This window comes from Streptomyces sp. NPDC005438, from assembly GCF_040606315.1.
Lineage (GTDB): Bacteria > Actinomycetota > Actinomycetes > Streptomycetales > Streptomycetaceae > Streptomyces.
Map to the genome: position 1 here is coordinate 241,099 of NZ_JBEXEP010000002.1, position 26,914 is coordinate 268,012.

Consider the following 26,914-nt stretch of genomic DNA (forward strand, 5'->3'; position numbering starts at 1 on the left):
ACGGCCGCTTCCGGGGCCGGCCGCGATATCCGATCACCACCAGTTCGGCCACCCCCCGGCCCGCTTTTGTGATCTGGGCAACAAACGGTTGGCGAACGCCGCGAGGTGCCGTCAGGCTCGCCGACCAAGCCAACTCCGGCTGGCAACCCACCAGTTCACCCTCACGGACGGGGACTCACTGTGAAGATCACGCAAAGAGCCGTCACCCTGGTCGCCTGTGGCGCCCTCTCGCTGGGCGGCGTCACCGCGCTCGGCACGTCGATGGCATCCGCGAACACCGAAACCACCGCCGCCTGCGTCAAGTCGGACCAGGTGAAGATCAAGAAGGGCTCCACCGGCAACTCCGTGCGGGAGGCGCAGTGCCGCCTCAACAGCCACGGCGCCAGCCTTGAGGTCGACGGCAAGTTCGGTGCCGCCACCGACAAGGCGGTGCGAAGCTTCCAGTCCAGCAAGGGACTTGAGGCGGACGGTGTGGTCGGCCCGCAGACCTGGGCCGCGCTGACCGGCTCCGGCGGCGGCGATCACGCCGCCAAGGCCAAGAAGGTGATCGACTTCGCCGCGTCCCAGGCCGGCAAGAAGTACGTGTGGGGCGCCGACGGCCCCAACACCTACGACTGCTCGGGGCTGACCCTGCGGTCCTACGAGAAGGTCGGGGTCACCCTGCCCCGCACCTCCGGCAAGCAGGCGGAGGCCACCCGGAAGGTCGCCGCCTCCGAGCGGCAGGTCGGGGACCTGATGCACTGGCCCGGTCACGTCGGCATCTACGCCGGCGACGGCAAGGTGTGGCACGCCTCCCGCAGTCAGGGCAAGGTCGTGAAGTCGAACGTCTGGGACAGCCCGACCTACCACCGGGTCTTCTGACCCGTCGCCACTCCCCACGCCCGTGTGCCCGTACCGGCTTTCCGGTACGGGCACACGGGCGACGTGTGTCACCGGGCGGTCAACGGCCCGGTGACACGGGGTGGTTGGGCCACGCGACCGGTCGCTCGGGGTGGCGCCCGGAGTGGGCGTCGGTCCCGGTTCCCACCCCCTGGAGTTTGCTCCCGCACCGGTTGCTGCGTACGGCGGACCCGGCACGGTTCACGCCCCGCTCCGGGCGGCTCCCACCCCCGCCCGGGGCGCTCGGACCCACGTCGTCCGGTCGACCCCCGCCCTCTCCTTCACGCTTCGTTCACCTCGCCCCCACGGTGCTTGTGGGCTGCCCGGGGGGCCGGCCCCCCGGGGTCAGGCCGCCAGGAACGGGGCGAGTGCGGAGGTCGGTGCCTCCCACGGGGCACGGGGGGCGCGGAGCGTCTCGACGGCGGGGTCCCACACGTAGTGGAAGTGGTCCTCGGGCGAGGTCCGGGAGACGTGGAGCAGATGGACCTCCACGAGTTCCTCCAGCAGGGTCTCGGCCCGGTGCTCGCCCGTACCCAGCAGGGTGGCCGCGCTGTCGGGGGTGAGCGGTGCCAGGTCCCCCGCCCCGGCCAGGGTGTCGAAGGCCGCCCGGGACCGGATCACCTCCGCTCGCGCGGAGAGCAGACTTCCTGACCTGCAGCGTCAGAGGTGCCTTGCTGTTTCTTTGCCGGGAGCGGTGCTTCGCTGTGGGTGGGTGGTAGGCATGGCATGCACTGTCGGCGGTGCCATCGTTCAGAGGGTAGGAGTGACCGGTCAGCTAGTCCTGTCAGGGCAAGTTGACCGGTTGTTCTGCGTGATTGAGGCCAGCGCCGGGATCGTTTCGGTGCTGACCGTGGTCGGCTCCTGATTCCTCAGAGGGTCCCCAGGTCGACAGTGACGGGGAACGGAGCGGCAGTCTTGATCGCGCCGGTGAACATCTCGCCGTCCCGGTAAGCCTTGGTGGCGGGTCGAGGACGTAGGTGTACACGATCGGGACACCGGTGGCGGCCTGTTCAACCCGCCAGTAGAAGGGGATGCCGGCCTTGGCGTACTGGTCTACCTTCACGATCCGATCCGTGGTCTCCGAGCCCGGCGACACCACCTCGACGACCAGGAGTACGTGCTCGGGGCGGGTTGGTGTGAGGTCGATGGTTTCCGCGCGGTAGACGGTGACGTCAGGACGGCGGTTGGTGAGCGGAACGTCCTGCAGGCGGACGTCGAACTCCGTGTCGGCGTTCCAGTCCGGGCCTGCGGCGGTGTCCAGGGCGTTGGCCAGGATGCGGGCCAGCCGGGTGTGGCGCTTGGAGGCGCTCGGGCTCACGACGACCATCCCGTCCACAACCTCGATGCCGGCGCACTGCTCCTCGGACCAGGAGTCGTACTGTTCCGCGCTGATCTGCGTATGCATCCACGCGGGCGCCACCATCTCGGCGGTCATGGCGTACCTCCTTCGAGAGGCCTCGGCAGTCCGGCGCTGCTGCGCCAAGCCTACTGTTTCGAGGTGCCGGGCCGCCCGACTCGGAAGGGAAGGAACCGCCCGCCACATGACGGCTCACACGTGCATTTCGGCCGAGCGAGGTGGCTCATGAGGGTTCGCTGGTCGTGGCAGACGCTGTGAGAGCCTGGACCGCATGAACCGCCTGGCCTCATCCCAGTCGCCCTATCTGCTCCAGCACGCTGACAACCCCGTCGACTGGTGGCCCTGGTCGGACGGGGCGTTCGAGGAGGCGAGGCGGCGCAACGTACCGGTGCTGCTGAGCGTCGGATACAGCGCCTGCCACTGGTGTCACGTGATGGCCCACGAGAGCTTCGAGGACGAGGGCACCGCGCGGCTACTGAACGAACACTTCGTGGCCGTGAAGGTGGATCGCGAGGAGCGGCCGGACGTGGACGCGGTCTACATGGAGGCCGTACAGGCGGCGACCGGTCAGGGCGGGTGGCCGATGACGGTGTTCCTCACGCCGGAGGGGGAGCCGTTCTACTTCGGCACCTACTTCCCGCCGGAGCCCCGCGCCCACATGCCGTCCTTCGGGCAGGTGCTGGAGGGGGTGCGGGACGCGTGGCGAGACCGTCGGGAGGAGGTCGGCCAGGTGGCGTCCCGTATCGCGGGCGACCTGGCGGGGCGGACCCTGGCGTTGGAGGGTGGGGGCTTGCCCGGCGACGAGGAGTTGGGGGCCGCGCTGTTGGGGTTGACCAGGGAGTACGACACGGTGCGGGGTGGTTTCGGGGGTGCCCCGAAGTTCCCGCCGTCCATGGTGTTGGAGTTCCTGTTGCGCCATCACGCGCGTACCGGGTCCGAGGGCGCGTTGCAGATGGTGGAGGACACCTGCGAGGCGATGGCCCGGGGTGGGATCTACGACCAGTTGGCGGGCGGGTTCGCGCGCTACTCGGTGGACGCCGCGTGGGTGGTGCCGCACTTCGAGAAGATGCTGTATGACAATGCCCTGCTGTGCCGGGTGTACGGGCACCTGTGGCGGTCCACCGGTTCGCAGCTGGCGCGCCGGGTGGCCCTGGAGACGGCCGACTTCCTGGTGCGGGAACTGCGTACCCCGCAGGGCGGGTTCGCCTCCGCGCTGGACGCCGACAGCCCGGTGAACGCCGACGGCTCGGGGCCGCACCGCGAGGGGGCGTTCTACGTCTGGACGCCGGAGGAACTGCGGCGGGTGCTGGGGGAGGAGGACGCCCGGTGGGCCGCCGCGCGCTACGGGGTGACCGAGGAGGGCACGTTCGAGGAGGGCGCCTCGGTACTCCAACTCCCGGGTGACCAGGCCGGGTTGGCGGACGCCGAGCGTGCCGAACGGGTACGTGCCCGGCTGCTGGCGGCCCGGGAGGAGCGGGCCCGGCCGGGCCGGGACGACAAGGTGGTGACCGCCTGGAACGGGCTGGCCATCGCGGCGCTGGCCGAGGTCGGCGCGTACTTCGAACGCCCCGACCTGGTGGACGCCGCCGTCGCCGCCGCCGACCTCCAACTGGCCCTGCACCTGGACGAGCGCGGCCGGTTGCTGCGTACCTCCAGGGAGGGCACGGCGGGTGACAGCGCGGGGGTGTTGGAGGACTACGCCGACCTCGCCGAGGGGTTGCAGGCGCTGTACGCGGTGACCGGGGAGAGCTGTTGGCTGACGGTGGCCGGCGTCCTGCTGGACCGGGTACGGGACCACTTCACCGCTCCCGACGGTGCCCTGTACGACACCGCCGACGACGCCGAGCGGCTGATCCGGCGCCCGCAGGACCCCACGGACTCGGCGACCCCCTCCGGCTGGACCGCCGCCGCCCAGGCCCTGCTCACCCACGCCGCCTACACCGGGGACGCCGCGGTGCGCAGCGCGGCCGAGCGGGCGTTGACCGTGGTGTCGCCGTTGGCCTCCCGCGCCCCCCGGTTCATCGGCTGGGGCCTCGCGGCGGCCGAGGCACTGCGGGACGGCCCTCGCGAGGTCGCCGTGGTGGGCCCGGAGGAGCACGCGGCGACCGGGGAGTTGCGGCGGGTCGCCCTGCTGGGTACCGCCCCGGGCACGGTGGTGGCCTGGGGCCGGGGTGAGGGGGACCGCGAGCACTCCGTGCCGTTGCTGAGGGACCGCCCGGCCCAGGAGGGCCACCCCACCGCGTACGTGTGCCGTGGCTTCGTGTGCCAGCGGCCGACCACCGAACCGGACGTGCTGCGCGACCAGTTGACCGCCAACGGCTGACGTCGGGACACCGTCCCCCGTTGCCCCGTTGCCCCGTTGCCCCGTTGCCCCGTTGCCCCGTTGCCCGGCTGTCCGGCGCGAGGCTCGGGTACGGGTGCCCTCGTACGGACTCCCGCGACTGTTGCCGTCGGTTCTCCTGGGGGCGCCCTCGGGGTTGGGTGGCGGGTTCGGGCCCCTGACGAGGGGTGCCCTCGTACGGCTCGCGTACCTGGTGGCTGTCGGAGTGGCCGGGCAGAGGGTGCCCTCGTACGGGTTGCCGTGACTGGTTGGCGTGGGGGTTGGGGGCGGCGCCCTCGGGTCTGGGGTCTGGGGGCTGGCCCTGACCAGAGTTGCCCTTGCACGGCTTCACGCGGCTGGTTGCTGTCCGGGGGAGTGGCTTCCCTCGTACGGCTCATGTATCCGGTGGCCGTCCGAGGAGTGGCCGGGCAGAGGGTGCTCTCATACGGGCCACGCCACCAGTTGCTGTCGGCTCTCGTGCTGCCCTCGGGGCTGAGGGCCGGGGCTGGCCCTGACCAGAGTTGCCCTCGTACGGGTTGCCGTGACTGGTTGGCGTGGGGGGTTGGCGGCGGGCCCTCGGGGCTGAGGGTTGGCGTGGGCCCTGACCCGGGTGCCCTCGTACGGGGCTCACGCGACCGGTTGCCGTCGGGCCTCCCGGGGCGCCCTCGCTCCCGCCCCCCGGAGGGGGGTGCCGGTGCCGGACTCGGGGTGGCCCGGGGACGGCGGACGTGCCCCCTGAAGACCGCCGGCTTAGGGCTGTGGCCCCGGGAGGGCTTGGGAAAGACCTGGGCGGGTCAGGTGTGGTCGGGGACAGGGGTGAGGCCCTTCTCCAGTACGTCCAGGGTGCGTTCGGCGACGGCGACGATGGAGTCCTGTTGCCGGTGTTCGCCCCAGTGGAACAGGGCCTCGACGAAGGCGCCCATCACCGCCCCGGTAAAGATGCACAGGTCGAGGTCGTCCTCGTCGCGCCCGGTGCGTTCGGCGAGCACCGTGGCGAGCACCCGGCAGGTCTCCGAGCGGCTCTCGGCCATCCGGGCGCGCAACGCCGGTACCCGGACGCTGAGTTGGACCCGGAAGGCGGCCTCGCGCTCCTCGTCCTCGGTGGCGTCGCGGAGCGTCTGGAGCAGGGCGTGGCGCAGTGCGGTCAGGGGCGGTTCCTCGGCGGGACGGTCGCGTAGCGCGGCTTGGAGGGCCTGGTCGTACCCGTCGTGGAGGACGATGTCCTCCTTGGTGGGGAAGTAGCGGAAGATCGTGCTGGGGGAGACGTTGGCGTTCTCCGCGATCTGGTCGATCGGGGTGGCGTCGTAGCCCTGTTCCGCGAACAGCCGGTAGGCGTTGTCCCGGATGGCCCGTCGGGTCCTGATCTTCTTCCGTTCCCTCAGACCCGGTCCGGGCGGGCGGGGGCTCTCGGCGGATGGGGCGGTCATGAACTGATTGTCGGGTACACGGGGTCGCCCACGCCATGCCGGCGCCTACACCTTCTGGGCCGCTCCGGTGGCCGGATGTGACCGAGGTCATCCGTTCGCCGGCACCGCGACCCCGGTGTGCGGCGGGGCGTGAGGAGGCCGCTGGCCTGGTGCGGCGCGGTTCCCGGGCGGGCGGAGTGCCCCGGAACGTGGTGGAAAACACCGGGCGCCCGGGGGTGACCGCCCGTAGGGTTGCCGTTATGCAGGTGATCCAGTCAGCGAAGCTCGCCAATGTCTGTTACGAGATCCGGGGGCCGGTCCTGGAGGAGGCGATGCGGCTGGAGGGCGCGGGTCACCGCATCCTCAAGCTCAACACCGGTAATCCGGCGGCCTTCGGGTTCGAGTGCCCGCCGGAGATCCTGGAGGACATGCTGCGCAACGTGGGCGAGGCCCACGGTTACGGCGACGCCAAGGGCCTGCTGGCCGCCCGGCGCGCGGTGATGCAGCACTACCAGACCCAGGGCATCGAACTGTCGGTGGAGGACATCTACCTGGGCAACGGGGTCTCCGAGCTGATCCAGATGGCGATGCAGGCGCTGCTGGACGACGGGGACGAGGTGCTGGTGCCGGCGCCGGACTATCCGCTGTGGACGGCCTCGGTGTCGCTGTCCGGGGGTACGGCGGTGCACTACCGCTGTGACGAGCAGGCGGACTGGATGCCCGACCTGGACGACATCGAGCGCAAGGTCACCGACCGCACCAAGGCCCTGGTGGTGATCAACCCGAACAACCCCACCGGCGCGGTCTACGACGAGGAGATGGTGCGCGGTCTGGCGGACATCGCCCGGCGTCACCGGCTGGTGCTGTGCTCGGACGAGATCTACGACAAGATCCTCTACGACGACGCGGTGCACACCCCGACGGCCGCCGTCGCCCCGGACGTGCTGACCCTGACCTTCAACGGCCTGTCGAAGGCGTACCGGGTGGCCGGGTACCGCAGCGGTTGGCTGGCGGTGTGCGGCCCCAAGTTCCAGGCGGCCAGCTACATCGAGGGGTTGACGATCCTCGCCAACATGCGGCTGTGCGCCAACATGCCCGCGCAGTACGCGGTGGCCACCGCGCTGGGGGGCCGGCAGTCGATCAGCGACCTGGTGCTTCCTGGTGGGCGGCTGCTCGAACAGCGGGACACCGCCCACGAGTTGCTGACCCAGATCCCCGGCGTGACCTGTGTGAAGCCCCGGGGGGCGCTGTACGCGTTCCCTCGGCTGGACCCCTCGGTCTACAAGATCAAGGACGACCGGCAGATGGTGCTGGACCTGTTGCGGGCCGAGAAGATCATGATCGTGCACGGTACGGGCTTCAACTGGCCGGAGCCGGACCACTTCCGCATCGTCACCCTGCCCGCCGCGCAGGAACTGGCGGACGCGGTGACCCGGATCGGGGAGTTCCTGGACGGCTACGGCCAGCACTGAGCCGGCCGGACCGGGGCTTCGGAGGTGGGCGAGGAGCCGGTGTGCGGCGCTCTGTCAACAGGGCGCTGTCCTGCGGAAGTTGACCGAGGGTGAGGGGTCGGTGGCGTAAGGTCGCCCTCTGTGAGGGGTCTTGTTTAGACTCCGTCTAAGTTAGGATGGTCTCCTGGTAGCGCGAGGAGGTCCTCCGATGTACGAACCGATCCGTACCCCGTCGGTCCACACCATGACCCAGCCCGCAGCGCGAGAGGACACCTTCCCTCACCGGTCCAGGGTCGAGGAGCTGGAGATCCGGTTGGCCGGTCACCTCACCGCCCTGCTCACCGTCACCGACGAGATCCGAGCCCTCGAACCCTCCCCCCGGCTGGACCGTGCCGCCCGGCGGATAGCCCAGCACGTGGCGCGGCTCCAGGGGCGCGCCCCCCTGCGGGCGGCGCCCTCGGCGGCCGAGGCCGACCCGGTACGGATCGCCGCCCTCCACCAGCGCGCCCACAACCTCGCGGGCAACGCCCTGGTGGTCGCCAACGCGCTGGAGGACACCGCCAGCGCCCAGCTCGCCTCCGCCCGCGTCGCCTACCACGCCGAGGTCCTGGGAGTGGCCGAGGTCGGCTGAGGCCCTCGCGTTCCACCGTCGCCCGGGCGCCCGGAGGAGGGGCGCCCGGGCGCTGTACGTATGCCGTACGTATGCCGTACGTATCGGGGCGCGCTCCCCGACGTAAGTGGGGGCCCCGGCCATCCCGGCCGTCTCGACTGCCCGGTGCTCCCGCCCGACCACCCCCAGCGGACCGCGGCGGACTCCGGCGTTGAGCCCAACCACCGGCTCCCCCCCCGCCCGAGCCACCCCACGTACGGAGGGCCGTGAGGGCCGCGATCCGGGGCGACGCCGGCGCAGGGGCGGGCCGTACGCCGAGGCTCCTCTCCTGCTGCCACCCGGGCCCGGTGATGCCAAAGCGAAGGGGCGCCCGGCCGGGAGGTGTGAGGGCCGGACGCCCCGGGCGGGCCCGGGGCGCCGTCGCGCCGCCGGGCCTGGCCCTCGCGGGTGGACGCCGGAGAGCCGGCGCCCACCGGGTGGATCAGCCCAGGCGCTCCACCAGCGCCCGGTACTCGTCCCACAGCTCCTTCGGGGTGTGGTTCCCGAAGGTGTTGAGGTGCTCGGGGATCAGCGAGGCCTCGTCGCGCCACACGTCCCGGTCGACGGCCAGCAGGAAGTCCAGCTGCTCCTGGGACAGTTCCAGGCCCTCGGTGTCCAGCGCCTCCTTGGTGGGCAGTACGCCGATCGGCGTCTCCACGCCCTCGGCCTCACCGTTGAGCCGCTCCACGATCCACTTCAGCACCCGGCTGTTCTCGCCGAAGCCCGGCCAGACGAAGCGGCCGTCCTGGTCCTTCTTGAACCAGTTGACGTAGTAGATCCGGGGCAGCTTGTCCTGGTCGGCGCGCTGGCCCACCCGGACCCAGTGGGCGAAGTAGTCGCCCATGTTGTAGCCGCAGAAGGGCAGCATGGCGAAGGGGTCGCGGCGCAGCTCGCCGACCTTGCCCTCGGCCGCGGCGGTCTTCTCCGAGGCCACGTTGGCGCCCAGGAACACCCCGTGCTGCCAGTCGAAGGACTCGGTCACCAGCGGTACCGCGCTGGCCCGGCGACCGCCGAAGAGGATCGCCGAGATCGGCACGCCCCGGGGGTCCTCCCACTCGGGGGCGATGATCGGGCACTGCCCGGCCGGCACCGTGAACCGGGCGTTGGGGTGCGCGGCGGGGGTGTCGGACTCGGGGGTCCAGGGCTGGCCCTTCCAGTCGGTGAGCCGGGCGGGCGGCTCCTCGGTCATGCCCTCCCACCACACGTCGCCGTCCTCGGTGAGCGCCACGTTGGTGAACACCGAGTTGCCCCAGAGGGTCTTCATGGCGTTGGCGTTGGTGTCCTCGCCGGTGCCGGGGGCGACGCCGAAGAACCCGGCCTCGGGGTTGATGGCGTACAGCCGGCCGTCCTCGCCGAACCGCATCCAGGCGATGTCGTCGCCGATGGTCTCCACCGTCCAGCCGGGGATGGTGGGCTGGAGCATCGCCAGGTTGGTCTTGCCGCAGGCCGAGGGGAAGGCGGCGGCGACGTACTTGGCCTCGCCGCGCGGCGGGGTCAGCTTGAGGATCAGCATGTGCTCGGCCAGCCAGCCCTCGTCCCGGGCCATCACCGAGGCGATGCGCAGGGCGTAGCACTTCTTGCCGAGCAGGGCGTTGCCGCCGTAGCCGGAGCCGTAGGACCAGATCTCACGGCTCTCGGGGAAGTGCGAGATGTACTTGGTGCTGTTGCAGGGCCACGGCACGTCCTGCTCGCCCTCGGCCAGAGGGGCGCCGAGGGTGTGTACGGCCTTCACGAAGAACCCGTCCTCGCCGAGTTCGTCCAGAACCGGCTGGCCCATGCGCGTCATGGTGCGCATGGCGACGGCCACATAGGCGGAGTCGGTGATCTCCACGCCCAGCGCGGAGAGGGGAGAACCGAGGGGGCCCATGCAGAAGGGCACCACGTACATGGTGCGACCGCGCATACTGCCGCGGAAGATCCCGCCCTGCCCGTCGCCGCCCTGGAAGATCTCCCGCATCTCTGCGGGTGCCTTCCAGTGGTTGGTGGGGCCGGCGTCCTCCTCCCGCTCGGAGCAGATGAAGGTGCGGTCCTCCACCCGTGCCACGTCGCTGGGGTCGGAGGCGGCGTAGTAGGAGTTGGGGCGCTTGATCGGGTCGAGCTTGCGGAAGGTGCCCTTGGCCACCAGTTCCTCGGCCAGCCGCTCGTACTCCGCCTCGCTGCCGTCGCACCACACGATGCGGTCGGGCTCGGTGAGCGCGGCGATCTCGTCTACCCAGGCGATCAGTTCCTGGTGTCGGGTCGGGGTGGTGGTGGGAGCCGCGGTACTGCGCGCCACTTTCGCTCCAGAGGGTTGAGGGTGTTGTCGGCGATGTTCCGGTGGACGAAGGCACATTCGTCCACCGGTTGTGGGGAGCCGGGCCCGTGTCCGAGGCCGTGTGGACCGTGTCCCGGCTCCGCTGCCACCCCTTGGGGGCGACGACCCGGCTGCCGCGTCGGGGAGGCGACTCCGCCCCCGGTCCGCTCATCCGGTGTCGTGCTTGCTCATTTGAGGATGCGGCGTCGCGGCCGTTCTGTCCAGAAGGAATTCCCGTGACCGTCACCACTCGGCCGGGATAACGGCTCACGAGTGGTCCCTCGTTACGATGTGCCCATGTCCGCCGACACCCGCGAAACGTCCTCAACTGGTCCGACGCTGGGCGGTGTTCCGCTCGCCCCGTTGAAGCCGCTGCTGCGCGGCTGGTTGCACGCCGGCATGTTTCCGGCCGTGCTGGTCTCCGGCGTCTTCCTCACCGCCCTCGCCGAGAGCACCCGGGGGCGGATCGCCTGTGGCATCTACACCCTGACCGCCTGCCTGCTGTTCGGCGTCAGCGCCCTGTACCACCGGGGCAACTGGGGTCCGCGGGCCTACGCGGTGCTGCGCCGCCTGGACCACGCCAACATCTTCCTGATCATCGCCGGCACCTACACCCCGCTGACCATCCTGCTGCTCCCGGACGGCCGACGTGACCTGCTGCTGTGGGGCATCTGGGCGGCGGCGGTGCTGGGCATCGGCTTCCGGGTGCTGTGGGTGGGCGCGCCCCGCTGGCTCTACACCCCCTGCTACATCGCCATGGGCTGGGCGGCGGTGTTCTTCCTGCCCGACTTCCTGCGCGAGGGCGGCATCGCGGTGCTGGTGCTGGTCGTGCTCGGGGGCCTGCTCTACAGCGCCGGCGGTGTCATCTACGGGATCAAGCGCCCCAACCCCTCACCGAAGTTCTTCGGCTTCCACGAGGTCTTCCACACCCTGACCCTGGCCGCGTTCATCGTCCACTACATCGGCATCTCCCTGGTCGCCTACCGCCACGCCTGACCGCGACACCTCGGCGCGCCCCCGTACGGAAGCGGTATCCGCTCCGTACACGGGCGCGTCCACGTCCAGGACTCCCGGGCGGGCCTCGCCCGGGAATCCTGGACGCCCTCGGCGTCGGCTACCTCAGAACCCTCAGAAGAAGGTGCGGATCAGCCGGGTCACCCGCCCCTCGGCGTCCACCTCCGGGATGACCTGCCACTTGTCGAAGATGGTGCAGGGGTGCGACAGGCCCAGCCCCACCCAGTCGCCCACCTCCAGCGGGGTTTCCCCGTTGGTGTCGAGCCAGGTGTGCTGGTCGGACAGCTTGGTCACCGACATCCCCCGGGCGGGGGTCACGGTGCCCTCCTCCTGGGAGCGGACCAGCAGCGGGGTGGGCAGGTGCAGGTCGTGGGCGGCGTCCCGTTTGCCGGCGTTGAGGAAGCCCTGGCCGGGTTCGGGGCGGGAGAGGCACTGCGCCCACAGCAGGAAGGCCGGTTCCAGCTCGCCCTCGGCCGGTACCCGGTTGAAGGGGGTGACCCGCTGGTACTGGCCGTGGTCGTGGGAGACGTACGCCCCGGACCGCAGCACCTTCCGCAGCGGCCGGCTCAGCGCGGGGGTGTCGGCGAACACCTCGGACACCACGTCGAACCAGGCGCTGCCCCCGGCGCTCAGCACGATCTCCGTCAACTCCCCGGGGAACCGGCCCAGTTCGTCCAGCCGTGCCGTCAGGTCCACCAGGCCCCGCAGGTAGTCGGCCACCCGGTCCGGGTCCGCGCCGGGCACCTCGCCCTCGTAGCCGGCGACCCCGGCCAGTCGGAGTCGGGGCGCGGCGGCCACCGCCTCGGCCACGGTCAGCGCCTCCTCGGTGGAGCGCACCCCGGTACGGGCGCCCGGGCCGCCGCCCACGTCGATCAGGACCTCCACGGCGGGGGCCGGGGTGGCCTCGGCCAGTACCCGGTCCATCAGCTCCACGCCCCGCACCGAGTCCACGAAGCACAGGAAGCGGAACTCCGGGTCGCCGGCCAGCTCCTCGGCCAGCCAGCGGAGCGCGGCCGGGTCCACCAGCTCGTTGGCGAGCAGCACGGTGGGGGTGCGGAAGGCCCGGTAGACGCGCAGCTGGTGGGGTACGGCGGCGGTGATCCCCCAGGCGCCGTGCGCCAGTTGACGTTGGAACAGCTGGGGCGCCATGGAGGTCTTGCCGTGGGGTGCGAAGTCCAGGCCGTGGCGGCGGCTGTACTCCCCGAGCAGCGCGAGGTTGTGCTCCAGGGCGTCCGCCGACAGGGTCAGCACCGGGGTGGTGAAGCCCCCGTCGAACAGCGGCCGGTGTTCGGCCGCGAGGGCGGACATGGTCATCCCGAGGGCGTCCGGTGGCAGCCCCTTGAACCGGTGGTCGATGACCTCCTGCTCCAGCGCGTCCAGCCCGGTGAGCCCGGGGGTGGGGGTCGTCATGCTGCTCCTCTCGCCGGACGGCTCGGTCGGCGCCGGCCGGTACCTCGCCGCCCATCGTGCCCGCCCGGGCCGGCCGGCGGGTGCGATTCCGCTTGTGGGGGACGTTCCGCTGAACTGGCCCAGTCGGTCACCGGCCAACGGTGTTCGCCGTTGTGAACGGGTGGCAGGACCGGTGTGACGGTGCGTTGCGCTGGCCGACTGCCCTGCTGGCGAGGCGAGTTCACCCCCTGGGGATTGCGCTCGCGAGCGTACGTATCCGTACCGGTGGAGGGGCGGTTTTCCGACCGGCCCTTGTGGTGGCGGGGATGGGTGCGAAGAATGCACGCGTCCTACCCGTCATTTTTGACCCACCAAGACTCTTGGTACGGGAAAGGAAAACCCCCCATGAAGAAGAACGTGAAGCGTCCGCTCATAGCCTCGGTGGCCTCCGTGGTGCTGGGCGCCGGCGCCCTGGTCGGCGTGACCGGCGGTACGGCCGGCGCGGCCGAGGCCCCCAAGGCCACGCCCAACTTCAACGGCATCGTGGCCCTGAGCAACTGTTCCGGCTCGGTGATCAAGGTTCCCGACTCCCAGCCCGACGACCCGGCGCTGGTGCTCTCCAACGGCCACTGCCTGGAGGAGGGAATGCCCGGGCCCGATGAGGTGGTGGTGGACCAGCCGTCCAGCCGCAGCTTCACCCTGCTGAACGACGACGCCTCCGAGGCCGGCACGCTGACCGCCACCAAGGTCGCCTACGGCACCATGACCAGCACGGACATGTCGGTCTACGAGACCGACAGCACGTACGCCGAGCTGGAGGAGCAGTACAGCATCACCCCGCTGGAGGTCCAGGCCGAGGCCCCCGAGGCCGGCGGCGGCATCCACGTGGTGTCCGGCTACTGGCAGAAGGTCTACAGCTGCAAGGCGGACGGCTTCGCCCACCAGCTGAAGGAGGCCGACTGGACCTTCGACAACTCGATGCGCTACACGGAGGAGTGCGACACCATTGGTGGCACCTCCGGCTCCCCGGTGGTTGACGACGCGACCGGCAAGGTCGTCGGTGTCAACAACACCAGCAACGAGGACGGCGAAGAGTGCACCATGAACAACCCCTGTGAGGTGGACGAGAACGGCGAGGTGACCATCCACCAGGGCATCGGCTACGCCCAGCAGACCCACAAGCTGGTCGGCTGCGTCGCCGAGGGCAACAAGATCGACCTCGACAAGGAGGGCTGCGAGCTGCCCAAGCCGTAACCGGCCGGCACCTCCCGCCCCTCACACCGCGCCCCGGGACCACCCGTCCCGGGGCGCGGTGCGTGCGTCGACCGGTACCGGGGAAGCATCCGTTCCGATCCCTTGTGCCCCACGGGCGCCCGGGGTTGGATGCCGGGCACACCACGGGACGCGACCGGGGAGGACCTCATGGCCAGCGAGGAGACCACCGACGGCACCCCCGCCCAGGGGCCCGGGCCGGCGGTGCGCAAACCCAGTTGGCGACTGATCGGACCGGGCATCGTGGTCGCCGCCACCGGGGTGGGGGCCGGCGACCTGGTCGCCACCCTGGTCGCCGGCAGCAAGTTCGGGCACACCCTGCTGTGGGCGGCGGTCGTCGGCTGCCTGGTCAAGATCACCCTGGCCGAGGCCGTCGGCCGCTGGCACCTGGCCACCGGCCGCACCCTGTTCGACGGCTGGCGCACCCTGGGCACCTGGACCACCGTCTACTTCGCCGTCTACGTGGTCATCTGGGGCTACGTCTACGGCGCCACCGCCATGACCTCCAGCGCCCTGCCCCTCCAGGCGCTGTTCCCCGACGGGCCCGACCTGAAGGTGTGGGCCATCCTCACCGGCCTGCTCGGCCTGGCCTTCGTGTGGTGGGGCAACTACGCCGTGGTCGAGAAGGTGATGACGGTCTTCGTCGGCGTGATGTTCGTGGTGGTGGTCTACGTCGCCATCCGCGTCGCGCCCCACCTCGGGGACTCCTTCGCCGGCCTGTGGCCCACCCTGCCGGACGGCTCCGTGCTCTACACCCTCAGCCTCATCGGCGGGGTGGGCGGCACCATCACCATGGCCGCCTACGGGTACTGGGTGAACTCCAAGGGCTGGACCGACTCCAGCTGGATGCGCATGATGCGGCTGGACAACCGGGTCGCCTACGTCACCACCGGCGTCTTCGTCGTCGCCATGCTCATCATCGGGGCCGAACTGCTGCACTCCAGCCAGATCGCCCTCGCCCAGTCCGACCGGGGACTGCTCGACCTGGACGAGGTGCTGGACAACCGCTTCGGTGCCGTCACCTCCAAGCTGTTCCTGGTCGGCTTCTTCGCCACCTCCTTCTCCTCCCTGATCGGCGTCTGGCACGGCGTCAGCCTGATGTTCGCCGACTTCGTCGCCCGTATCCAGGCCGCACGGGAGGCCCGGGCCGGCACCGCGAGCGACGAGCCCGCCGAGTCGGCCGTCGCCGTCGCCGAGGGGCGCCGAGAGCGTTCCCCCGCCTTCCGCGCCTACCTGCTGTGGCTCACCTTCCCGCCCATCGCCCTGCTGTGGCTGGACCAGCCCTTCGGACTGGTCATCGCCTACGGGGTGTTGGGCTCCGCGTTCATGCCCTTCCTGGCCGTCACCCTGCTGTGGCTGCTCAACACCGACCGCACCCCCAGGGAATGGCGTAACAGCGTGGTGAGCAACGCCATGCTGGCGCTCACCGCCGCGCTGTTCCTGGTGCTGTGCGTCCAGGAGGTACGTGACCTCCCCTGGTGATCCGGGACGGGCGTGACCCTGAGGGGACCCGTACCGGTGGCGGAGGTCGGGTACGGCCCCGGCCACCCCCGACCTACCATGGGCGGCTCCGGCAACCAGCCACCCCGGCCCTCAGGAGAGACCGCGATGAGCATCCCCGCAGCACGGAAGACGGCGGCACTGGCGGCGGTGTTCGCCCTGGGACTCACGGCGGCCTGCGGCTCCGACTCGGACGGCGACAAGTCCGAGGACACCTCCCGGGACAAGGACCGCGGCGCCACCTCCACCCCGAGCGGCGGCTCCGATGACGAGGGCGGCAAGGGTGACGACGGCGGCAAGGGGGGCGGTGACACCCCCGAGGGCGGAGACGGAAAGACCCTCTCCGCCGGGCAGTTGGACAAGGTCGCCCTCGCCACCGCCGATGTGAAGGACCAGGGGTACAAGGTCACCTCGCCCTCGCCCAAGCAGCTGGAGGGCAGGGGAGAGGAGACCGCTGAACGCTCCGACTGCCAGCCACTCGCCGGCGTCATCGGCGGCGACCCCAAGCCGAAGGCCAAGCACGCCGCCTACCGGCAGATCGCCAACGCCAAGAAGGCCGAGGCCGTCCCGGTCTTCGAGTACCTCAACGCCCACGGCACCCAGGACAACGCGGTCAAGACGTTGGCCGACCTCCGCAAGGCCATCGACGACTGCGGCGACGGCTTCAACGCCAGCGACGCCGACACCGACAATCGCTACGCCTCGGTGAAGCTCCTCAAGGCCCCCAAGGTCGGTGACGACTCCCTGGCCTACGAGGTGGTCGGGGAGGCCGAGGGCGAGACCATCCCCCTGCACTTCGTGGTCTCCCGCTCCGGCGCCACCGTGGTCGTCTTCTACTCGCTGAACATCACCAAGTCCGCCAAGACCCGGGTGTCCGACGAGGTGGTCACCGCCCAGATGGACAAGTTCCGCTGACCGTCGGCCGGTTGGGGCTCCGGCCCACCCGGGTCGACCGGGCCCGACCGGCACACCGGCCCGGCTCCCGGCCCCCGCGAGGGAGCCGTGCCCGCTCGCGCGCGTACGGCGCGGACGCGCACCGGCGGCTCCTGACGGTGCCGGGCCCGGTGGTGGTCGCGCGGTGGTCGCGTGGTGGTCGCGGCCTCCGCGAGGGGCGGCGGCCACGCGTACGGTGCGGACGCGTGCCACACGTCGTCGTCTGACCGGCCCCGGCCTCTGGCCGGGGCCTCCGCGAGAGGGGGCCGTGCCCGTTTCCCGCCGTACGGTGACCGGTCCGTGTGACCCGCCCCGGGGCGTACCGCGCTGACGGACCGTGAGCCTCCGCTACGGATGCCGTGACATCGGTCACGGCGTACGGGCTGTCCACCGCACCGCCCCGACCGTGCTGACCTCGCCCCCCGGGACCGAGGGCCGGCGGACGACGAACCTCCGCCCACGGCTGGGTACTTGAGGACCCACGGCCATGGGTCCGGGGACTCATGTCGATGTCGGCGCGGTCGCTTACATTGTGGGGCATGTCCGGTCTGACCTCCGCGCCCGCGCGTGCCCGCTCCCGTACCGGTGACCGACCCTCGCGTATGCCCGCCGCGGTGGTGGGGGCCGGCCTGGTCCTCTGGCTGGTGCTCGGCCTCGCGGTGGTCGACGCCCGGGACGGCCTGGGAGTCGGCGCCTGGGTGTGGATACCCGGGGCGGTCGGCGCCCTCCTCAGCTTCCGGCTCCGTACTGGCGGAGTGCCGACCTGGGCGCTGCTGGCGGCCACCCAGGCCGCCGTGGCCTGGGCCGGACTGCTCAACGCCCGCGCGGACGTGTGGTGGGCGGTCGCCGAACTCGCCCTCCCCCTGGTCACCCTGGGCCTGCTGACCGCTCCCTCCGCCCGGCGCTGGTGCCAGCTCGACCGAGGTCACCGGCGCGGTCCGGGGCGGCCCCGCCCCGCCCGGTTGGTGGTGGTGGGCGAACGCGGCGGCGGTGCCCTGGAGTACGTCGGGATGACCGTCCTGGTGACCGCCGTGGTCGGCGCCCTGCTGGGCACCGGCGTGGGCACCGAGATGGCGTCCACCATGTCGACCAAGGTCTGCCAGGTCACCGGCGGCGGCAACTGCGGTGGCGGCGGCGACCACCAGGCCGACGACGACGGTTCGCGCGGCGACCGCGACGGGGGCGAGAAGGGGTCGGGCGGCGACAGGGACGACGCCCAGCAGGCCACGTCGCCCGAGGACAAGGAGTACCAGGACGCCAAGAAGCAGGTCGACGCCCTGGAGAAGGCCCTCGCCGGAGACAAGAAGAAGGCCAAGGAGGCGGCCGAGAAGCTGCTGAAGATCCTCGCCGACGAACTGGGCATCACCGACGGCCTGGAGTGCCTGACCAAGGGGGACCTCGCCGCCTGCGGCGAGACCGTGATCAACATCCTGCTCAGCCTCGTCGGCGGCATCGCCGGCAAGGTGCTCAAGAAGTACGGCGCGCCCTGGAAGTGGAAGGCCGCCAAGAAGCTCATCGGTGACCTGCGCAAGCACGGCGGCGCCACCATCAGCGGGCTGCGCGGCATCCTGAAGAACTCCAAGGCGCTCAAGAAGGCCCGCGAGCGTCTGCGCAAGGCCGAGCGCGCCTGCAACCACAGCTTCCTGCCCGGCACCCCGGTGCTGCTGGCGGACGGCACCCGTCGCCGTATCGAGCAGGTGAAGGTGGGCGACAGCGTCCAGGTCACCGACGCCCGGCGCGGGGTGACCACCACCCGCCCGGTCCGGGACACCATCACCACCCAGGACGACAAGGACTTCACCCGGCTCACCGTCCGGGTCGCCGCCGGCGGCACCGCCACCCTGACCGCCACCGACACCCACCCGTTCTGGCTCACCGACCAGAGCCGCTGGGCCGAGGCCGGCGACATCCGCACCGGTGCCCTGCTGCGCACCCCCACCGGCGAGTCCCTGCCGGTGGTGAAGGTCAACCACTACGAGAAGCGGCAGACCACCCACGACCTGTCCATCAGCGACATCCACACCTACTACGTGGGCGCCGGCTCCCAGAACGTCCTCGTCCACAACTGTCCGACGAAGAAGCCCACCGATCCCAGCAAGTGGAAGAAGCCCTCCTGGCACAAGGATCTGAAGAACCCCAGGAAGGGCAGTGCTGACGGTGGCAACGGCAAGTGGGGTTCCCGCCCGCGCAACGCTCCGGGGCCCAAGGGCGAGAGCTGGATGCGCTACCAGGAGCAGGTCAGCGGGGTGAAGCGGGGCAAGGAGTACGTCGTCAAGAACCCCAAGGGCGGTCGCGACGTGGAGTTCGACGGCTGGGACTCCAAGCGCGGAGTGTTCCTGGAGGCGAAGAACGGCTACGGCGGCCAGGTCGACAAGGCCGGAAAGTTCAACAAGTCCACCTCCGACACCTTCCTGAAGGAGGCTCAGCGTCACCATGACGCGGCCGGAGGCAAGACCACCGAATGGCATTTCTCCAACCCGAAGGCGGCTAAGGCGGCCCAGCGTTTGTTCCGAAGCAAGGGTCTCAACATTAAGGTGGTCCACACCCCCGTCAAGCAGTAGGAGCGCCACCATGATCGACCTGACGGTCCGCGGGTTCTGGGGTCCACGAGCCGAGGAGCCCGAGCAGCTCGCCGAGCGGTGGTTGGCGCTGTTGGGGCGGTTGGAGGAGCTGGACGGGGAGCTGTTCTCCACCTGGGTGGTGGGGGCCGACTCCTTCGACCAGGCGTCGCCGGTCGAGCGGAGCGTGCCGGATCTGGCCGCCCTGCTGCGGGCCGGAAACGACCCACGGGACGCCCCGGTCTACGGCTACCTGCTCACCCTGATGTCCCGCGCCCCCTCCGGGTTGGCGGCCAGTGTGCAGGTGACCGGTGGTGCCGTCACCGAGTACGCGGCGAACAGTGTGCTGGTCGAGCTGTACGCGGAGGACCTGGAGGAGTACCAGGCACCCCAGGTGGCCAAGGCCCCGGGGATGTTGGCCGCCCTCGCCGACGCGTGGGACGTCGACCAGGGGGAGGTCACCGACGAGGACCTGTTGGACGCCCTGGACGACACCTTCGACCTGGCCAACTCCGACCCCCGCGCCGGGCGGGCGGTGTACCTGTCGGCCGGCCGTTGGGAACGGTTGCCCCAGGACCCGCCGGGCCGAGCGACTCCCACCGCTCACGGCGGGGTGGTGCTGGACCTCACCGGCCCCTCGGGAGAGGTGTCGACCCACGCCGTGCTGGACGCCCACCGGGTGCTGGTGGACTGCGGTGCTCTCGCGCCCCGCCCCACCCCGATGACCCGGCCCCAGCTGTGAGCGTGCCCGCGACCGTACGTGCCCCGGGGCGGGCCGCACTCCACGAGGGTGCCGGAGTCCGGGCCGACCGGTGGGGCCCGCTCGTACCCGTCTCCCGGGAGGGAACCGCGCCATGACCGCGACCGACGACCTCGCCCCGTGGATCGCCACCCTGGAGGAGCTGAGGCGGATGCCCCTTCCCCGGGAGGAGGTCGAGGGGGACGACGTCTGGGGCGGCAGCGGCCCGGGTTTCCACGTACGGACGCTGGGGCGGAGCGACGGCTTCGGGCGGAGCGCGGAGGGGGACCGGGCGGCTGAGGTGGCGGGTCGGCGGTGGGAGGAGACCTTCCGCCGCTTCGTCGGGGTGCTGGAGCGGCACTGGGGGGCGGAGGCCGATGGTGCCCTGGACGCGATGGCGTTGCTCTACGACCACCTGGACGGTACGCCGTTGCCGCCCGCCCTGGACTGGCTGGCGGAGCACGAGGAGGTGGGCGAGATCTACCTGTGGCGGTGGCCGGACCGGCTGGTGGGCGTCAACCTCTTCCAGGAGGACGACACCCAGCCCCTGGTGGTCGTCGCCTTCACCAGCGAACCGGAACCCTAGGGCCGGTTGCCCGGGTACGTGGTGAGGGGCGGTCCGCTTCCTCCCCGTGCCCTGGCGGGGGCCTGGTGAGGGGAGTTTGGGTCCCCGGACCCAGGCCAGTGGGGGTGGCCCGGTCGTAGGCTGCCCCTCGGCGTGGTGTCGACGGACGGACGGAAGCGATGAACATGCGTGGCTCCCTTCCCCTGACCGCCCTGGTGGTGGGCGCCCTGGCGCTGAGTGGCTGTGGCGGTGAGGAGTCGAAGGGCGAACCGGAGGGGTGGAAGACCCTGCGGACGCCCCGGGTCACCGTCTCGTATCCCGGGGAGTGGAAGGCGCAGTCGGCCGCCGAGCGGGGCGAACACACCCAGGGCGCCGCCGTGGTGGTGAAGGACGGGCGCACCGTGGCCAAGGTCGCGGTGCAGCTGAGGTTCATCAAGAACGGTGACGCGGAGATGGCCGCCGCCGCTGCCATGGGTTCGGTGGAGCTGGGTGGTCGTATCAAGGGGCAGCGGAAGGTGGAGGTGCCCGGTACGGACGACGCCCGGCGGGTGGACTACACCCAGACCGGCGACGGCAAGCCGGGGAAGCCGGCCAAGGGCGCGAAGATCACCGGCATCGACGTGGTGGGCGTGGACTCCGAGGACGCCCCGTTCCTGGTGCGGGTGAGCGCCACCGAGGAGGGGGCCAGCAAGCGGACCCTGGAGAAGATCGCCGACAGCGTGCGGGTGACTTCCGGGGACTAGGGCGTCGGTTGGATCACCGCGAGGCTCGCGTGCGGTGTCACCGGGAGCGCCTCCCCTCGCCGCGTCGGGCTCCTTCTCTGCCTCGCGATCCGCGCTAGCGAAACGCGCTCACTGGTCTCCCAAGATCGAAACGACCCGTCCTGAGCCCCAACCGCCCGGTGGGGCGGGGGATTTGGCCGTCGGGTCAGAGCAGGACGAGTACCACCAGCAGGGCCACCGCGCCGAGCAGGAACGGCCCGCTCACCGCGACCAGTGCCACCCGTCCTCGGGAACTGGGCACCCCGCCGGGGCCGATCACCGTGGCCCGGTCCGGGCGCAGCGGGTGGTAGAGCACGGTCACTTCGGTGCCCTCGCCGTCGGGTACTCCACCGGGGATCTCGTCCTCCAGCCGTACCCGCCGTCCCTCCTGGGTGGTGAACTCCACCTGGTGCAGCCGGCGGCTGTGGCCCTTGTCGTTGCGGACCCTTCGGGAGCCGACCACCTGCCCGGGCACCCGGTGGCCCTCCTGGCGGGCTCGCCGCTCCCAGCGCAGATGCGTCAACTGGGTCGTGAACAGCGCCCCGAGGAGCACGATGAACGCGCCGAGCACCAGCAGGGGGATCGGGTTTCCGTCCATGGGCGAAGACTCTCAGCCCGTCCACGGTCCGTCTACCGGCGACCGGGTTCCCGTTCCGGTACGACCCGGAGCGCAAACGGTCAGCGTGGGTCGGGGAACGGGCGTGTTCGGAGGGGTTTGGGTCCCTGGACTCATGTGACTGGGCCCATTCGGTCGGTACGTTCCGGCTGGACCGTGGCGAAGTGCGGGCGTCGGTCGCCGAGTTCGAGCCCTCCGGTCCGTGGGACGAGGTGCTTCACAAGGGGGGTTCGGGATGTTCTGGCCACGCCATCGGACGGGGGACCGCGGCGCCACTGCCATCGAGTACGTGGGCGCCGTGGTGGTGGCGGTCACCGTGGTGCTGGCCCTGTTCAGCACCGGGCCGGGGATGCGGATCGCCGGGGGTTTCTCCAAGGCGATCTGCCGGGTGCTGGGCGGGGACTGCGGCACCGACGGCCCCAACCAGGGACGCCCCAAGACCGACGAGGACTTCAAGCCCACCCTGTGCAACACCAGCAACCACGAGGACACCGTCGGCGGCAAGGTCAAGATCGCCTTCCTGGAGTTCGGTAACGAGTACTCGTTCAAGGAACAGCGCTTCCTGGACAACTCCCCGGAGGCCAGGAAGAAGAACGGCGGCAAGCCGGCCGAGAAGGTCTACCTCACCTTCAACGACGCCGCCTCCGCCGACGCCAAGCTCTCCAAACCGGGCGTCTCCTTCGGCAAGTTGGGCGAGGGCGACGTGGAGCTGGGCGGCGGGGTCAAGGTCACCAACGGCGACACCTGGGTCTTCGACAGCAAGGAGGAGGCGGACAAGTTCCGCGACGACCTCCAGGAGCTGGAGATGGCCAAGCAGACCACGATGGTCCCCGACGCCGGCCCCTACGCGGCCTACCAGTACGCCAAGAAGCACGAGGAGGTCGAGAAGACGCTGGGGAACAAGCACATCTCCTTCGCCAAGGCCGACGTGCACGTCGGTGGGGAGGCCGCTCTCAAGGAGAGCACCGGGTCCGACGACCTGGGCGCCGAGTTGGAGGCCAAGCTGGGCATCAAGGGGAAGCTGACCAACGAGGTGGTGATCACCAAGAACAACGCGGTGAACCCACCCATCACCCAGCGCACCTACTCGGTCGAGGGCGAGTACGACGCCGCCGCGTCGGCCAAGGCCGGCCCGATGAAGGTGGGCGGCGAGATCGGCCAGAAGTACACCGGCACCATCACCGTCAGCCGTTACGAGGACGGCACCCTGGCCCGTATCGACATGTCCCGTTCGGTGGACACCCGGGGCAAGGCCAGTGGTGGCGCCGACGACAAGGGCAAGGCCGAGGACTCGGACAAGGCGTCGACCCTGGAGACCACCACCAACAGCCTGGTGTTCCCCAAGGACGACAAGAACCCGGAGACCGTCCAGGACCGCAAGACGGCCGAGGACTGGCTGAGCGGCGGCAGCAAGTACGGCTCCCCCTGGGTGTACGCCTTCGGCGGTGACAAGGCGTTGAAGGAGAGGCCCGGCAAGGACGACGCCTTCGGGCGGATGGCCTTCGAGCGGGGGATATCCAGCCGTACCGTGCACGACGGGATCACCGACGCCCAGGAGTACGGTTTCGAGGTCAACCTCGAACTGGCGCTGGGGGCTTCCTTCCGCATCGAGAACGAGGACCAGAAGATCCGGGACGCGGAGTTCCTCGGGGCGCCCAAGGAGGACGGCACCCGCGGTTACCTCCCCTACGGCTACTGCGCCAACTGACCCGGAGGCGGGAGCGACTTCATGACCCACCAGTGGTCCGGGCGACGCACCGGTGACGGGAGCCGGGAGGGCTTCTCCCGCGCCTTCTTCGCCCTCACCCAGTCCTGGGCGGCGGCCATCGTGGTGCTGCTGGTCTCCCAGTTCGTGCTGTTCACCGTGGTGACCCAGCCGTTGGGGACCACCGAGCGGATGCAGTCCTTCGGCTGGCGGCTGGCGCTGGGGCACCTGCCCACCCTGGTGTGGGCGCTGTTGGCCACCCTGGCCGCCGCCCGGGTGTACCCCGAACCCCACCGCCACCACCTGGGCCGGTACCTGTTGGCCTGCCTGACCGTTCCGGTGGCCAGCCGGCTGATGGACGTCTCCGTGAAGTGGGGACTGGTCGGGACCGAGAGTCTGCTGGTTCCCTCGGTGGCGGTACTGCTGGGCTGCTTCGCCGGAGTGGCCCTCGACCGCCTGGTCTTCGAGTGAGGCCCGGCCGCGAGGCGGGGCCACGGCGGATCGGACGGCGACCGGATGACGACCGCGAGACTGACCGTCCGGTGACGGCCAGGGGAGGAGACGGGGCATGGGACGGTGGAAGGACGGCCACGGCCGGCTGAGCGTGGGGGAGGGGCCCGAGCCGGTCCGGGTGCCCCTGGAACTGGCCTGCTCCTATCGGGCGCGCACCCGTGGGCTGTTGGGGCGGGACGGTGTCGAGGGCGCCATCCTGCTCAGCCCCGCCAACAACGTGCACACCTTCCGTATGAGGTTCCCCATCGACGTGGCCTTCCTGGACCGTCGGCTGCGGGTGCTGGCCGTACGGACCATGCCGCCCGGCCGGCTCAGCCGCCCCAGGCTGCGGGCCCGCCATGTACTGGAGGCGGAGGCGGGGGCCCTGGCCGGCTGGGGTGTCGTACCCGGGGTGACCGTACGGGTCGAGGTGCCCTGACCCCTGCGGGCGAGTGAGCCCCTCCCCCGACGGTGGGTGCCGCCGCCCGGGCCACCACCGCCCACCCGGACCGGACTTCCCGGGCCGAGCCGCCCGTACGGCGGTGGGCGTCCGTACACAGGACGGCGGCCGGCACCCCCCACGGGCGCCGGCCGCCTGGAACGGGAAGGGCTACGCCAGAAGCCGCTTCCAGTCCTTTTCGGTCAGCTTGTCGGAGGTGCTGGCCCGAGTGCCGCCCGCGCGGCGCAGGGTGGCCAGCGCCTCGGCCACGTCGTCGTTCTCCCCGGGGCGGATGTGCGGGGTGATGAGCGGCCAGATGTCGGAACCGAGGAACCCGGTCTCGTCCACCTTGCTGTGCAGGTCGGCCGAGCAGGTGTGGCGCTTGATCTTGTGCACCTCGGTGAGCTTGACCACGGCCTCCTTGGTGGCCGAGCCGAAGACACCGTCGGTCGGCACCTGGCTGAAGCCCTTGGCGCGCAGCAGGTGTTGGGCCGCGCGGACCTGGGGGTTGACCGCCCTGGGCTTCAGCAGAGGCCAGATGCCGGGGCCGTCCACGCGGGCCACGCCCATGACGTCGGCGACCGCGTCCCGCAGCTCCTGCAGACGGTCGTAGAGAACCTGGCCGGGGCACTCGGTGGAGTTGAAGTCCCGGTGGCCCTGGATGTTCTCCAACGGGCGGTCGTACTGGGTGGCGATCCAGGCCACCAGCTGGACCAGGGAGTCCCACAGGGCCTGCGGCACGTCGACGTCGACGTAGATGCCCTCGTTCTCGATGCCGATGACCTCGCTGTTGTGGTTGCCCACGTTGGCGCCCTGCACGTGCTGGGTGCCGCCGCGTACCACGCCCAGCGACTCGTGGCGGCCCTCCAGCACGTAGCCGCCACGGCTGTTGGTGAACTGCTGGCCGGTGTCGCCCCAGCCCTGGCCGTCCATGTGGAAGTTCTGGATGTCGCGGGCGATCTGCTTGGCGTGCTCCAGCGAGTAGTCCTCGCTGTTGCCGGGGTCGGCCGTGTGGTGGACCACGATGAACGTGGGGACGTGGTCCAGGATGGTGATCTCGCCGTCCGGGGGACGCGCCTCCCACTCCTCGCAGCTGTAGATGCGGGGCTCCTCGGCGGCCCGCCCCTTCTTGGCGGTGGACTTGCCGGGAGTGCTGGCGGAGGCGAGGTTGCTGGCTCCGATGCCGAGGGCACCGACGGCGGTGGCGGTGAGCCCGCCCCGGATCAGGGCCCGACGGTTGAAGCCGGACGGTCTGGGCTGAGTACTCATCTGTCTCTCCCTGTGTGGGGGTGCGTGCCGGGTCCCGTGTGTGTGGGGGTTGCGGGTCGGTCCACGGGGCCCGTGTGTGTGGGGGTCAGGGAAGTGCTGGGGACCTGTCAGGGGGTGCAGGGCAGCGTGACACCCTGCTCCCCGAGGTACGCGATCGGATCGTCACCGAAACCGAACCCACCGTCACGGTGTACCTCGAAGTGCAGGTGCGGGCCAGTCGACTGACCCTCGCTGCCCATCGAGGCGATGTGCTGACCGGCGGTCACCTGGTCTCCGACGTTCACAAAGCGCTCGTACATGTGCCCGTACTCGGTGACTGAGCCGTCCGGGTGTTGGATGCGGATCCACTGGCCGTAGCCACTGGCCTCGCCGGAGTGGGTCACCTCGCCGGGGCCGACCGCGTGCAGCGGGGTGCCCTCGGCGTTGGCGATGTCCACACCGTCGTGGCCGTCGTGGTAGCCCTGGCTGATCTCGCCGGCGGTGGGGCAGGCGCCTTCGTAGGCGGCGGGCTTGCTTTCGGCCGTGGCGGGACTGGCCATGAGCCCGACGGTCAGGCAGCCGGTGGCGGTGGCGAGGGCGAGTACGCGACGACCATGGGGGCCGATGTGGGGGAGGGGCATCTGCTTCTCCTGTCGGTGGCCTTGCGTCCGTCTTTCGCGTTGGCTCAGAAAAGCAGCGGCCCATGTACACGACAACCCCGATCGGAGAAAACGAACGCAGCTTTCTCCTGAGAGGGAAGAACCGGAAGCGGAAACCGGCTCGTAGTCCCGCGAACCGGGCCCGGTTCTTCGTTGGTCGAACCACTGTCGTGACCGTTTCGGGCCGTCCGGCTGCCGTGGAGCCGGGACTCGGGCGGGCGGGAGGGGGCCCGAGCGGGGGACCCACCGGGGGCGGGCCGGCACCGAATTCGGCCCCTCGGCGGACCCTCGTACGGGGGACACCGACAGGTTCGCACGCCGACTGGACACCCTCCGGGGCGAGTTGACCCTCGGGCCCCTCTCCGGCTCTCCGGGGAGCCGACCCGTCGGGCCCGCCACGAGAGGCTCCCGACGTCACCGTCCGGGTACGGGGGAACACCCAGAAGTGCCATGTGCCCTGCGAGGACGTGCCCAACGCGGGCACCACACGGGCACCTTGGGCCCCTCGGTGGGCCCTGGGACTCATGTGGCTGGGCCCCGGTCGCGGATAGTTTCCTTCCTGTTGGCGGGTTGTGTAGCGCGGTGATCGACAGTTGGTGCGGCTTCCGCACCTCCGCGTGGCCAGGGCACGAGGGGAGTGTCCGGCGACAACCTCGCGACGGTGGGTCG

At 70.8% G+C, this 26,914-nt stretch carries 22 protein-coding genes and 1 pseudogene; 15 read left to right on the top strand and 8 right to left on the bottom strand.

What is annotated here, in order from left to right; all coding sequences use genetic code 11:
• The first annotated feature begins 180 nt into the window (after positions 1-180).
• Entirely contained in the window at positions 181-861 is a 681-nt protein-coding gene (locus ABZT14_RS05875; RefSeq protein WP_356297650.1) for an NlpC/P60 family protein, read from the top strand.
• Positions 862-1,224: 363 nt separating this feature from the next.
• Here the strand turns inward: ABZT14_RS05875 and ABZT14_RS05880 are convergent, their stop codons facing one another.
• Positions 1,225-1,500, bottom strand: coding sequence for a hypothetical protein (locus ABZT14_RS05880; RefSeq protein WP_356297652.1), 276 nt, complete (start codon positions 1,498-1,500; stop codon positions 1,225-1,227).
• A 248-nt stretch (positions 1,501-1,748) separates the two neighbouring features.
• Positions 1,749-2,314, bottom strand: a pseudogene (locus ABZT14_RS05885) (Uma2 family endonuclease).
• A gap of 193 nt (positions 2,315-2,507) precedes the next feature.
• On the opposite strand from ABZT14_RS05885, the gene ABZT14_RS05890 reads away from it, so the two are divergent.
• The gene (locus tag ABZT14_RS05890) at positions 2,508-4,559 is read left to right on the top strand and encodes a thioredoxin domain-containing protein (protein WP_356297655.1); all 2,052 of its coding nucleotides are present in this window, start codon (positions 2,508-2,510) and stop codon (positions 4,557-4,559) included.
• Between the two features lie 791 nt (positions 4,560-5,350).
• On the opposite strand, the gene ABZT14_RS05895 is transcribed toward ABZT14_RS05890, so the two are convergent.
• Positions 5,351-5,983, bottom strand: a complete 633-nt coding sequence (locus ABZT14_RS05895; protein ID WP_356297658.1) for a TetR family transcriptional regulator — start codon at positions 5,981-5,983, stop codon at positions 5,351-5,353.
• 239 nt (positions 5,984-6,222) lie between these two features.
• Between ABZT14_RS05895 and ABZT14_RS05900 the strand changes: the two genes are divergently transcribed.
• Both ABZT14_RS05900 and ABZT14_RS05905 read left to right on the top strand, forming a co-directional pair.
• Positions 6,223-7,434: a pyridoxal phosphate-dependent aminotransferase gene (locus ABZT14_RS05900; RefSeq protein WP_356297662.1), complete on the top strand. Its 1,212-nt coding sequence runs from the start codon at positions 6,223-6,225 to the stop codon at positions 7,432-7,434.
• Between the two features lie 187 nt (positions 7,435-7,621).
• On the top strand, positions 7,622-8,044 hold the full coding sequence (locus tag ABZT14_RS05905) for a hypothetical protein (RefSeq protein WP_356297665.1): 423 nt from the start codon (positions 7,622-7,624) through the stop codon (positions 8,042-8,044).
• A gap of 460 nt (positions 8,045-8,504) precedes the next feature.
• Here the strand turns inward: ABZT14_RS05905 and ABZT14_RS05910 are convergent, their stop codons facing one another.
• Complete coding sequence (locus ABZT14_RS05910) at positions 8,505-10,337, bottom strand: phosphoenolpyruvate carboxykinase (GTP) (protein WP_356297668.1); 1,833 nt, start codon at positions 10,335-10,337, stop codon at positions 8,505-8,507.
• Positions 10,338-10,652: 315 nt separating this feature from the next.
• Between ABZT14_RS05910 and ABZT14_RS05915 the strand changes: the two genes are divergently transcribed.
• Entirely contained in the window at positions 10,653-11,351 is a 699-nt protein-coding gene (locus tag ABZT14_RS05915; protein WP_356297670.1) for a hemolysin III family protein, read from the top strand.
• A gap of 132 nt (positions 11,352-11,483) precedes the next feature.
• On the opposite strand, the gene ABZT14_RS05920 is transcribed toward ABZT14_RS05915, so the two are convergent.
• Positions 11,484-12,779 carry an amino acid deaminase gene (locus tag ABZT14_RS05920; RefSeq protein WP_356297673.1) on the bottom strand — a complete coding sequence of 432 codons (1,296 nt, stop codon included), beginning with the start codon at positions 12,777-12,779 and terminating at the stop codon, positions 11,484-11,486.
• A 396-nt stretch (positions 12,780-13,175) separates the two neighbouring features.
• Between ABZT14_RS05920 and ABZT14_RS05925 the strand changes: the two genes are divergently transcribed.
• From ABZT14_RS05925 to ABZT14_RS05955, 7 genes are all read left to right on the top strand, one after another.
• The gene (locus ABZT14_RS05925; RefSeq protein WP_356298533.1) at positions 13,176-14,012 is read left to right on the top strand and encodes a serine protease; all 837 of its coding nucleotides are present in this window, start codon (positions 13,176-13,178) and stop codon (positions 14,010-14,012) included.
• Positions 14,013-14,180: 168 nt separating this feature from the next.
• The gene (locus ABZT14_RS05930; RefSeq protein ID WP_356297675.1) at positions 14,181-15,512 is read left to right on the top strand and encodes an Nramp family divalent metal transporter; all 1,332 of its coding nucleotides are present in this window, start codon (positions 14,181-14,183) and stop codon (positions 15,510-15,512) included.
• A gap of 126 nt (positions 15,513-15,638) precedes the next feature.
• Positions 15,639-16,445 carry a hypothetical protein gene (locus ABZT14_RS05935; protein WP_356297677.1) on the top strand — a complete coding sequence of 269 codons (807 nt, stop codon included), beginning with the start codon at positions 15,639-15,641 and terminating at the stop codon, positions 16,443-16,445.
• A 557-nt stretch (positions 16,446-17,002) separates the two neighbouring features.
• Positions 17,003-19,024, top strand: coding sequence for a Tox-REase-5 domain-containing protein (locus ABZT14_RS05940; protein ID WP_356297680.1), 2,022 nt, complete (start codon positions 17,003-17,005; stop codon positions 19,022-19,024).
• Positions 19,025-19,034: 10 nt separating this feature from the next.
• Positions 19,035-19,763 (top strand): Imm52 family immunity protein, encoded by a 729-nt coding sequence (locus tag ABZT14_RS05945; RefSeq protein WP_356297683.1) that lies wholly within the window; start codon positions 19,035-19,037, stop codon positions 19,761-19,763.
• A gap of 112 nt (positions 19,764-19,875) precedes the next feature.
• The gene (locus ABZT14_RS05950; protein ID WP_356297686.1) at positions 19,876-20,346 is read left to right on the top strand and encodes a hypothetical protein; all 471 of its coding nucleotides are present in this window, start codon (positions 19,876-19,878) and stop codon (positions 20,344-20,346) included.
• A 164-nt stretch (positions 20,347-20,510) separates the two neighbouring features.
• A complete protein-coding gene (locus ABZT14_RS05955) occupies positions 20,511-21,068 on the top strand; it encodes a hypothetical protein (protein ID WP_356297689.1) in 558 nt (185 codons plus the stop codon).
• A gap of 184 nt (positions 21,069-21,252) precedes the next feature.
• On the opposite strand, the gene ABZT14_RS05960 is transcribed toward ABZT14_RS05955, so the two are convergent.
• Positions 21,253-21,684: a DUF3592 domain-containing protein gene (locus ABZT14_RS05960; RefSeq protein ID WP_356297691.1), complete on the bottom strand. Its 432-nt coding sequence runs from the start codon at positions 21,682-21,684 to the stop codon at positions 21,253-21,255.
• A gap of 253 nt (positions 21,685-21,937) precedes the next feature.
• On the opposite strand from ABZT14_RS05960, the gene ABZT14_RS05965 reads away from it, so the two are divergent.
• The 3 genes from ABZT14_RS05965 (at position 21,938) to ABZT14_RS05975 (ending at position 24,338) form a co-directional block, all read left to right on the top strand.
• The gene (locus tag ABZT14_RS05965; RefSeq protein ID WP_356297694.1) at positions 21,938-23,410 is read left to right on the top strand and encodes a hypothetical protein; all 1,473 of its coding nucleotides are present in this window, start codon (positions 21,938-21,940) and stop codon (positions 23,408-23,410) included.
• 21 nt (positions 23,411-23,431) lie between these two features.
• Positions 23,432-23,878: a hypothetical protein gene (locus tag ABZT14_RS05970; protein WP_356297696.1), complete on the top strand. Its 447-nt coding sequence runs from the start codon at positions 23,432-23,434 to the stop codon at positions 23,876-23,878.
• A gap of 97 nt (positions 23,879-23,975) precedes the next feature.
• Positions 23,976-24,338: a DUF192 domain-containing protein gene (locus tag ABZT14_RS05975; RefSeq protein ID WP_356297699.1), complete on the top strand. Its 363-nt coding sequence runs from the start codon at positions 23,976-23,978 to the stop codon at positions 24,336-24,338.
• 171 nt (positions 24,339-24,509) lie between these two features.
• Here the strand turns inward: ABZT14_RS05975 and ABZT14_RS05980 are convergent, their stop codons facing one another.
• Both ABZT14_RS05980 and ABZT14_RS05985 read right to left on the bottom strand, forming a co-directional pair.
• A complete protein-coding gene (locus ABZT14_RS05980) occupies positions 24,510-25,607 on the bottom strand; it encodes an N-acetylmuramoyl-L-alanine amidase (protein WP_356297702.1) in 1,098 nt (365 codons plus the stop codon).
• Between the two features lie 107 nt (positions 25,608-25,714).
• Positions 25,715-26,227, bottom strand: coding sequence for a M23 family metallopeptidase (locus tag ABZT14_RS05985; protein WP_356297705.1), 513 nt, complete (start codon positions 26,225-26,227; stop codon positions 25,715-25,717).
• Between the last annotated feature and the right edge of the window lie 687 nt (positions 26,228-26,914).

Excerpts from the sequence above, each read along its gene's own strand:
- ABZT14_RS05930 (WP_356297675.1), top strand. The coding sequence starts at position 14,181 with ATGGCCAGCGAGGAGACCACCGACGGCACCCCCGCCCAGGGGCCCGGG.
- ABZT14_RS05945 (WP_356297683.1), top strand. The coding sequence starts at position 19,035 with ATGATCGACCTGACGGTCCGCGGGTTCTGGGGTCCACGAGCCGAGGAG.
- ABZT14_RS05980 (WP_356297702.1), bottom strand. The coding sequence starts at position 25,607 with ATGAGTACTCAGCCCAGACCGTCCGGCTTCAACCGTCGGGCCCTGATC.
- ABZT14_RS05975 (WP_356297699.1), top strand. The coding sequence starts at position 23,976 with ATGGGACGGTGGAAGGACGGCCACGGCCGGCTGAGCGTGGGGGAGGGG.
- ABZT14_RS05940 (WP_356297680.1), top strand. The coding sequence starts at position 17,003 with ATGTCCGGTCTGACCTCCGCGCCCGCGCGTGCCCGCTCCCGTACCGGT.
- ABZT14_RS05905 (WP_356297665.1), top strand. The coding sequence starts at position 7,622 with ATGTACGAACCGATCCGTACCCCGTCGGTCCACACCATGACCCAGCCC.
- ABZT14_RS05895 (WP_356297658.1), bottom strand. The coding sequence starts at position 5,983 with ATGACCGCCCCATCCGCCGAGAGCCCCCGCCCGCCCGGACCGGGTCTG.
- ABZT14_RS05920 (WP_356297673.1), bottom strand. The coding sequence starts at position 12,779 with ATGACGACCCCCACCCCCGGGCTCACCGGGCTGGACGCGCTGGAGCAG.
- ABZT14_RS05985 (WP_356297705.1), bottom strand. The coding sequence starts at position 26,227 with ATGCCCCTCCCCCACATCGGCCCCCATGGTCGTCGCGTACTCGCCCTC.
- ABZT14_RS05965 (WP_356297694.1), top strand. The coding sequence starts at position 21,938 with ATGTTCTGGCCACGCCATCGGACGGGGGACCGCGGCGCCACTGCCATC.
- ABZT14_RS05970 (WP_356297696.1), top strand. The coding sequence starts at position 23,432 with ATGACCCACCAGTGGTCCGGGCGACGCACCGGTGACGGGAGCCGGGAG.
- ABZT14_RS05960 (WP_356297691.1), bottom strand. The coding sequence starts at position 21,684 with ATGGACGGAAACCCGATCCCCCTGCTGGTGCTCGGCGCGTTCATCGTG.
- ABZT14_RS05890 (WP_356297655.1), top strand. The coding sequence starts at position 2,508 with ATGAACCGCCTGGCCTCATCCCAGTCGCCCTATCTGCTCCAGCACGCT.
- ABZT14_RS05935 (WP_356297677.1), top strand. The coding sequence starts at position 15,639 with ATGAGCATCCCCGCAGCACGGAAGACGGCGGCACTGGCGGCGGTGTTC.
- ABZT14_RS05900 (WP_356297662.1), top strand. The coding sequence starts at position 6,223 with ATGCAGGTGATCCAGTCAGCGAAGCTCGCCAATGTCTGTTACGAGATC.
- ABZT14_RS05950 (WP_356297686.1), top strand. The coding sequence starts at position 19,876 with ATGACCGCGACCGACGACCTCGCCCCGTGGATCGCCACCCTGGAGGAG.
- ABZT14_RS05915 (WP_356297670.1), top strand. The coding sequence starts at position 10,653 with ATGTCCGCCGACACCCGCGAAACGTCCTCAACTGGTCCGACGCTGGGC.
- ABZT14_RS05955 (WP_356297689.1), top strand. The coding sequence starts at position 20,511 with ATGCGTGGCTCCCTTCCCCTGACCGCCCTGGTGGTGGGCGCCCTGGCG.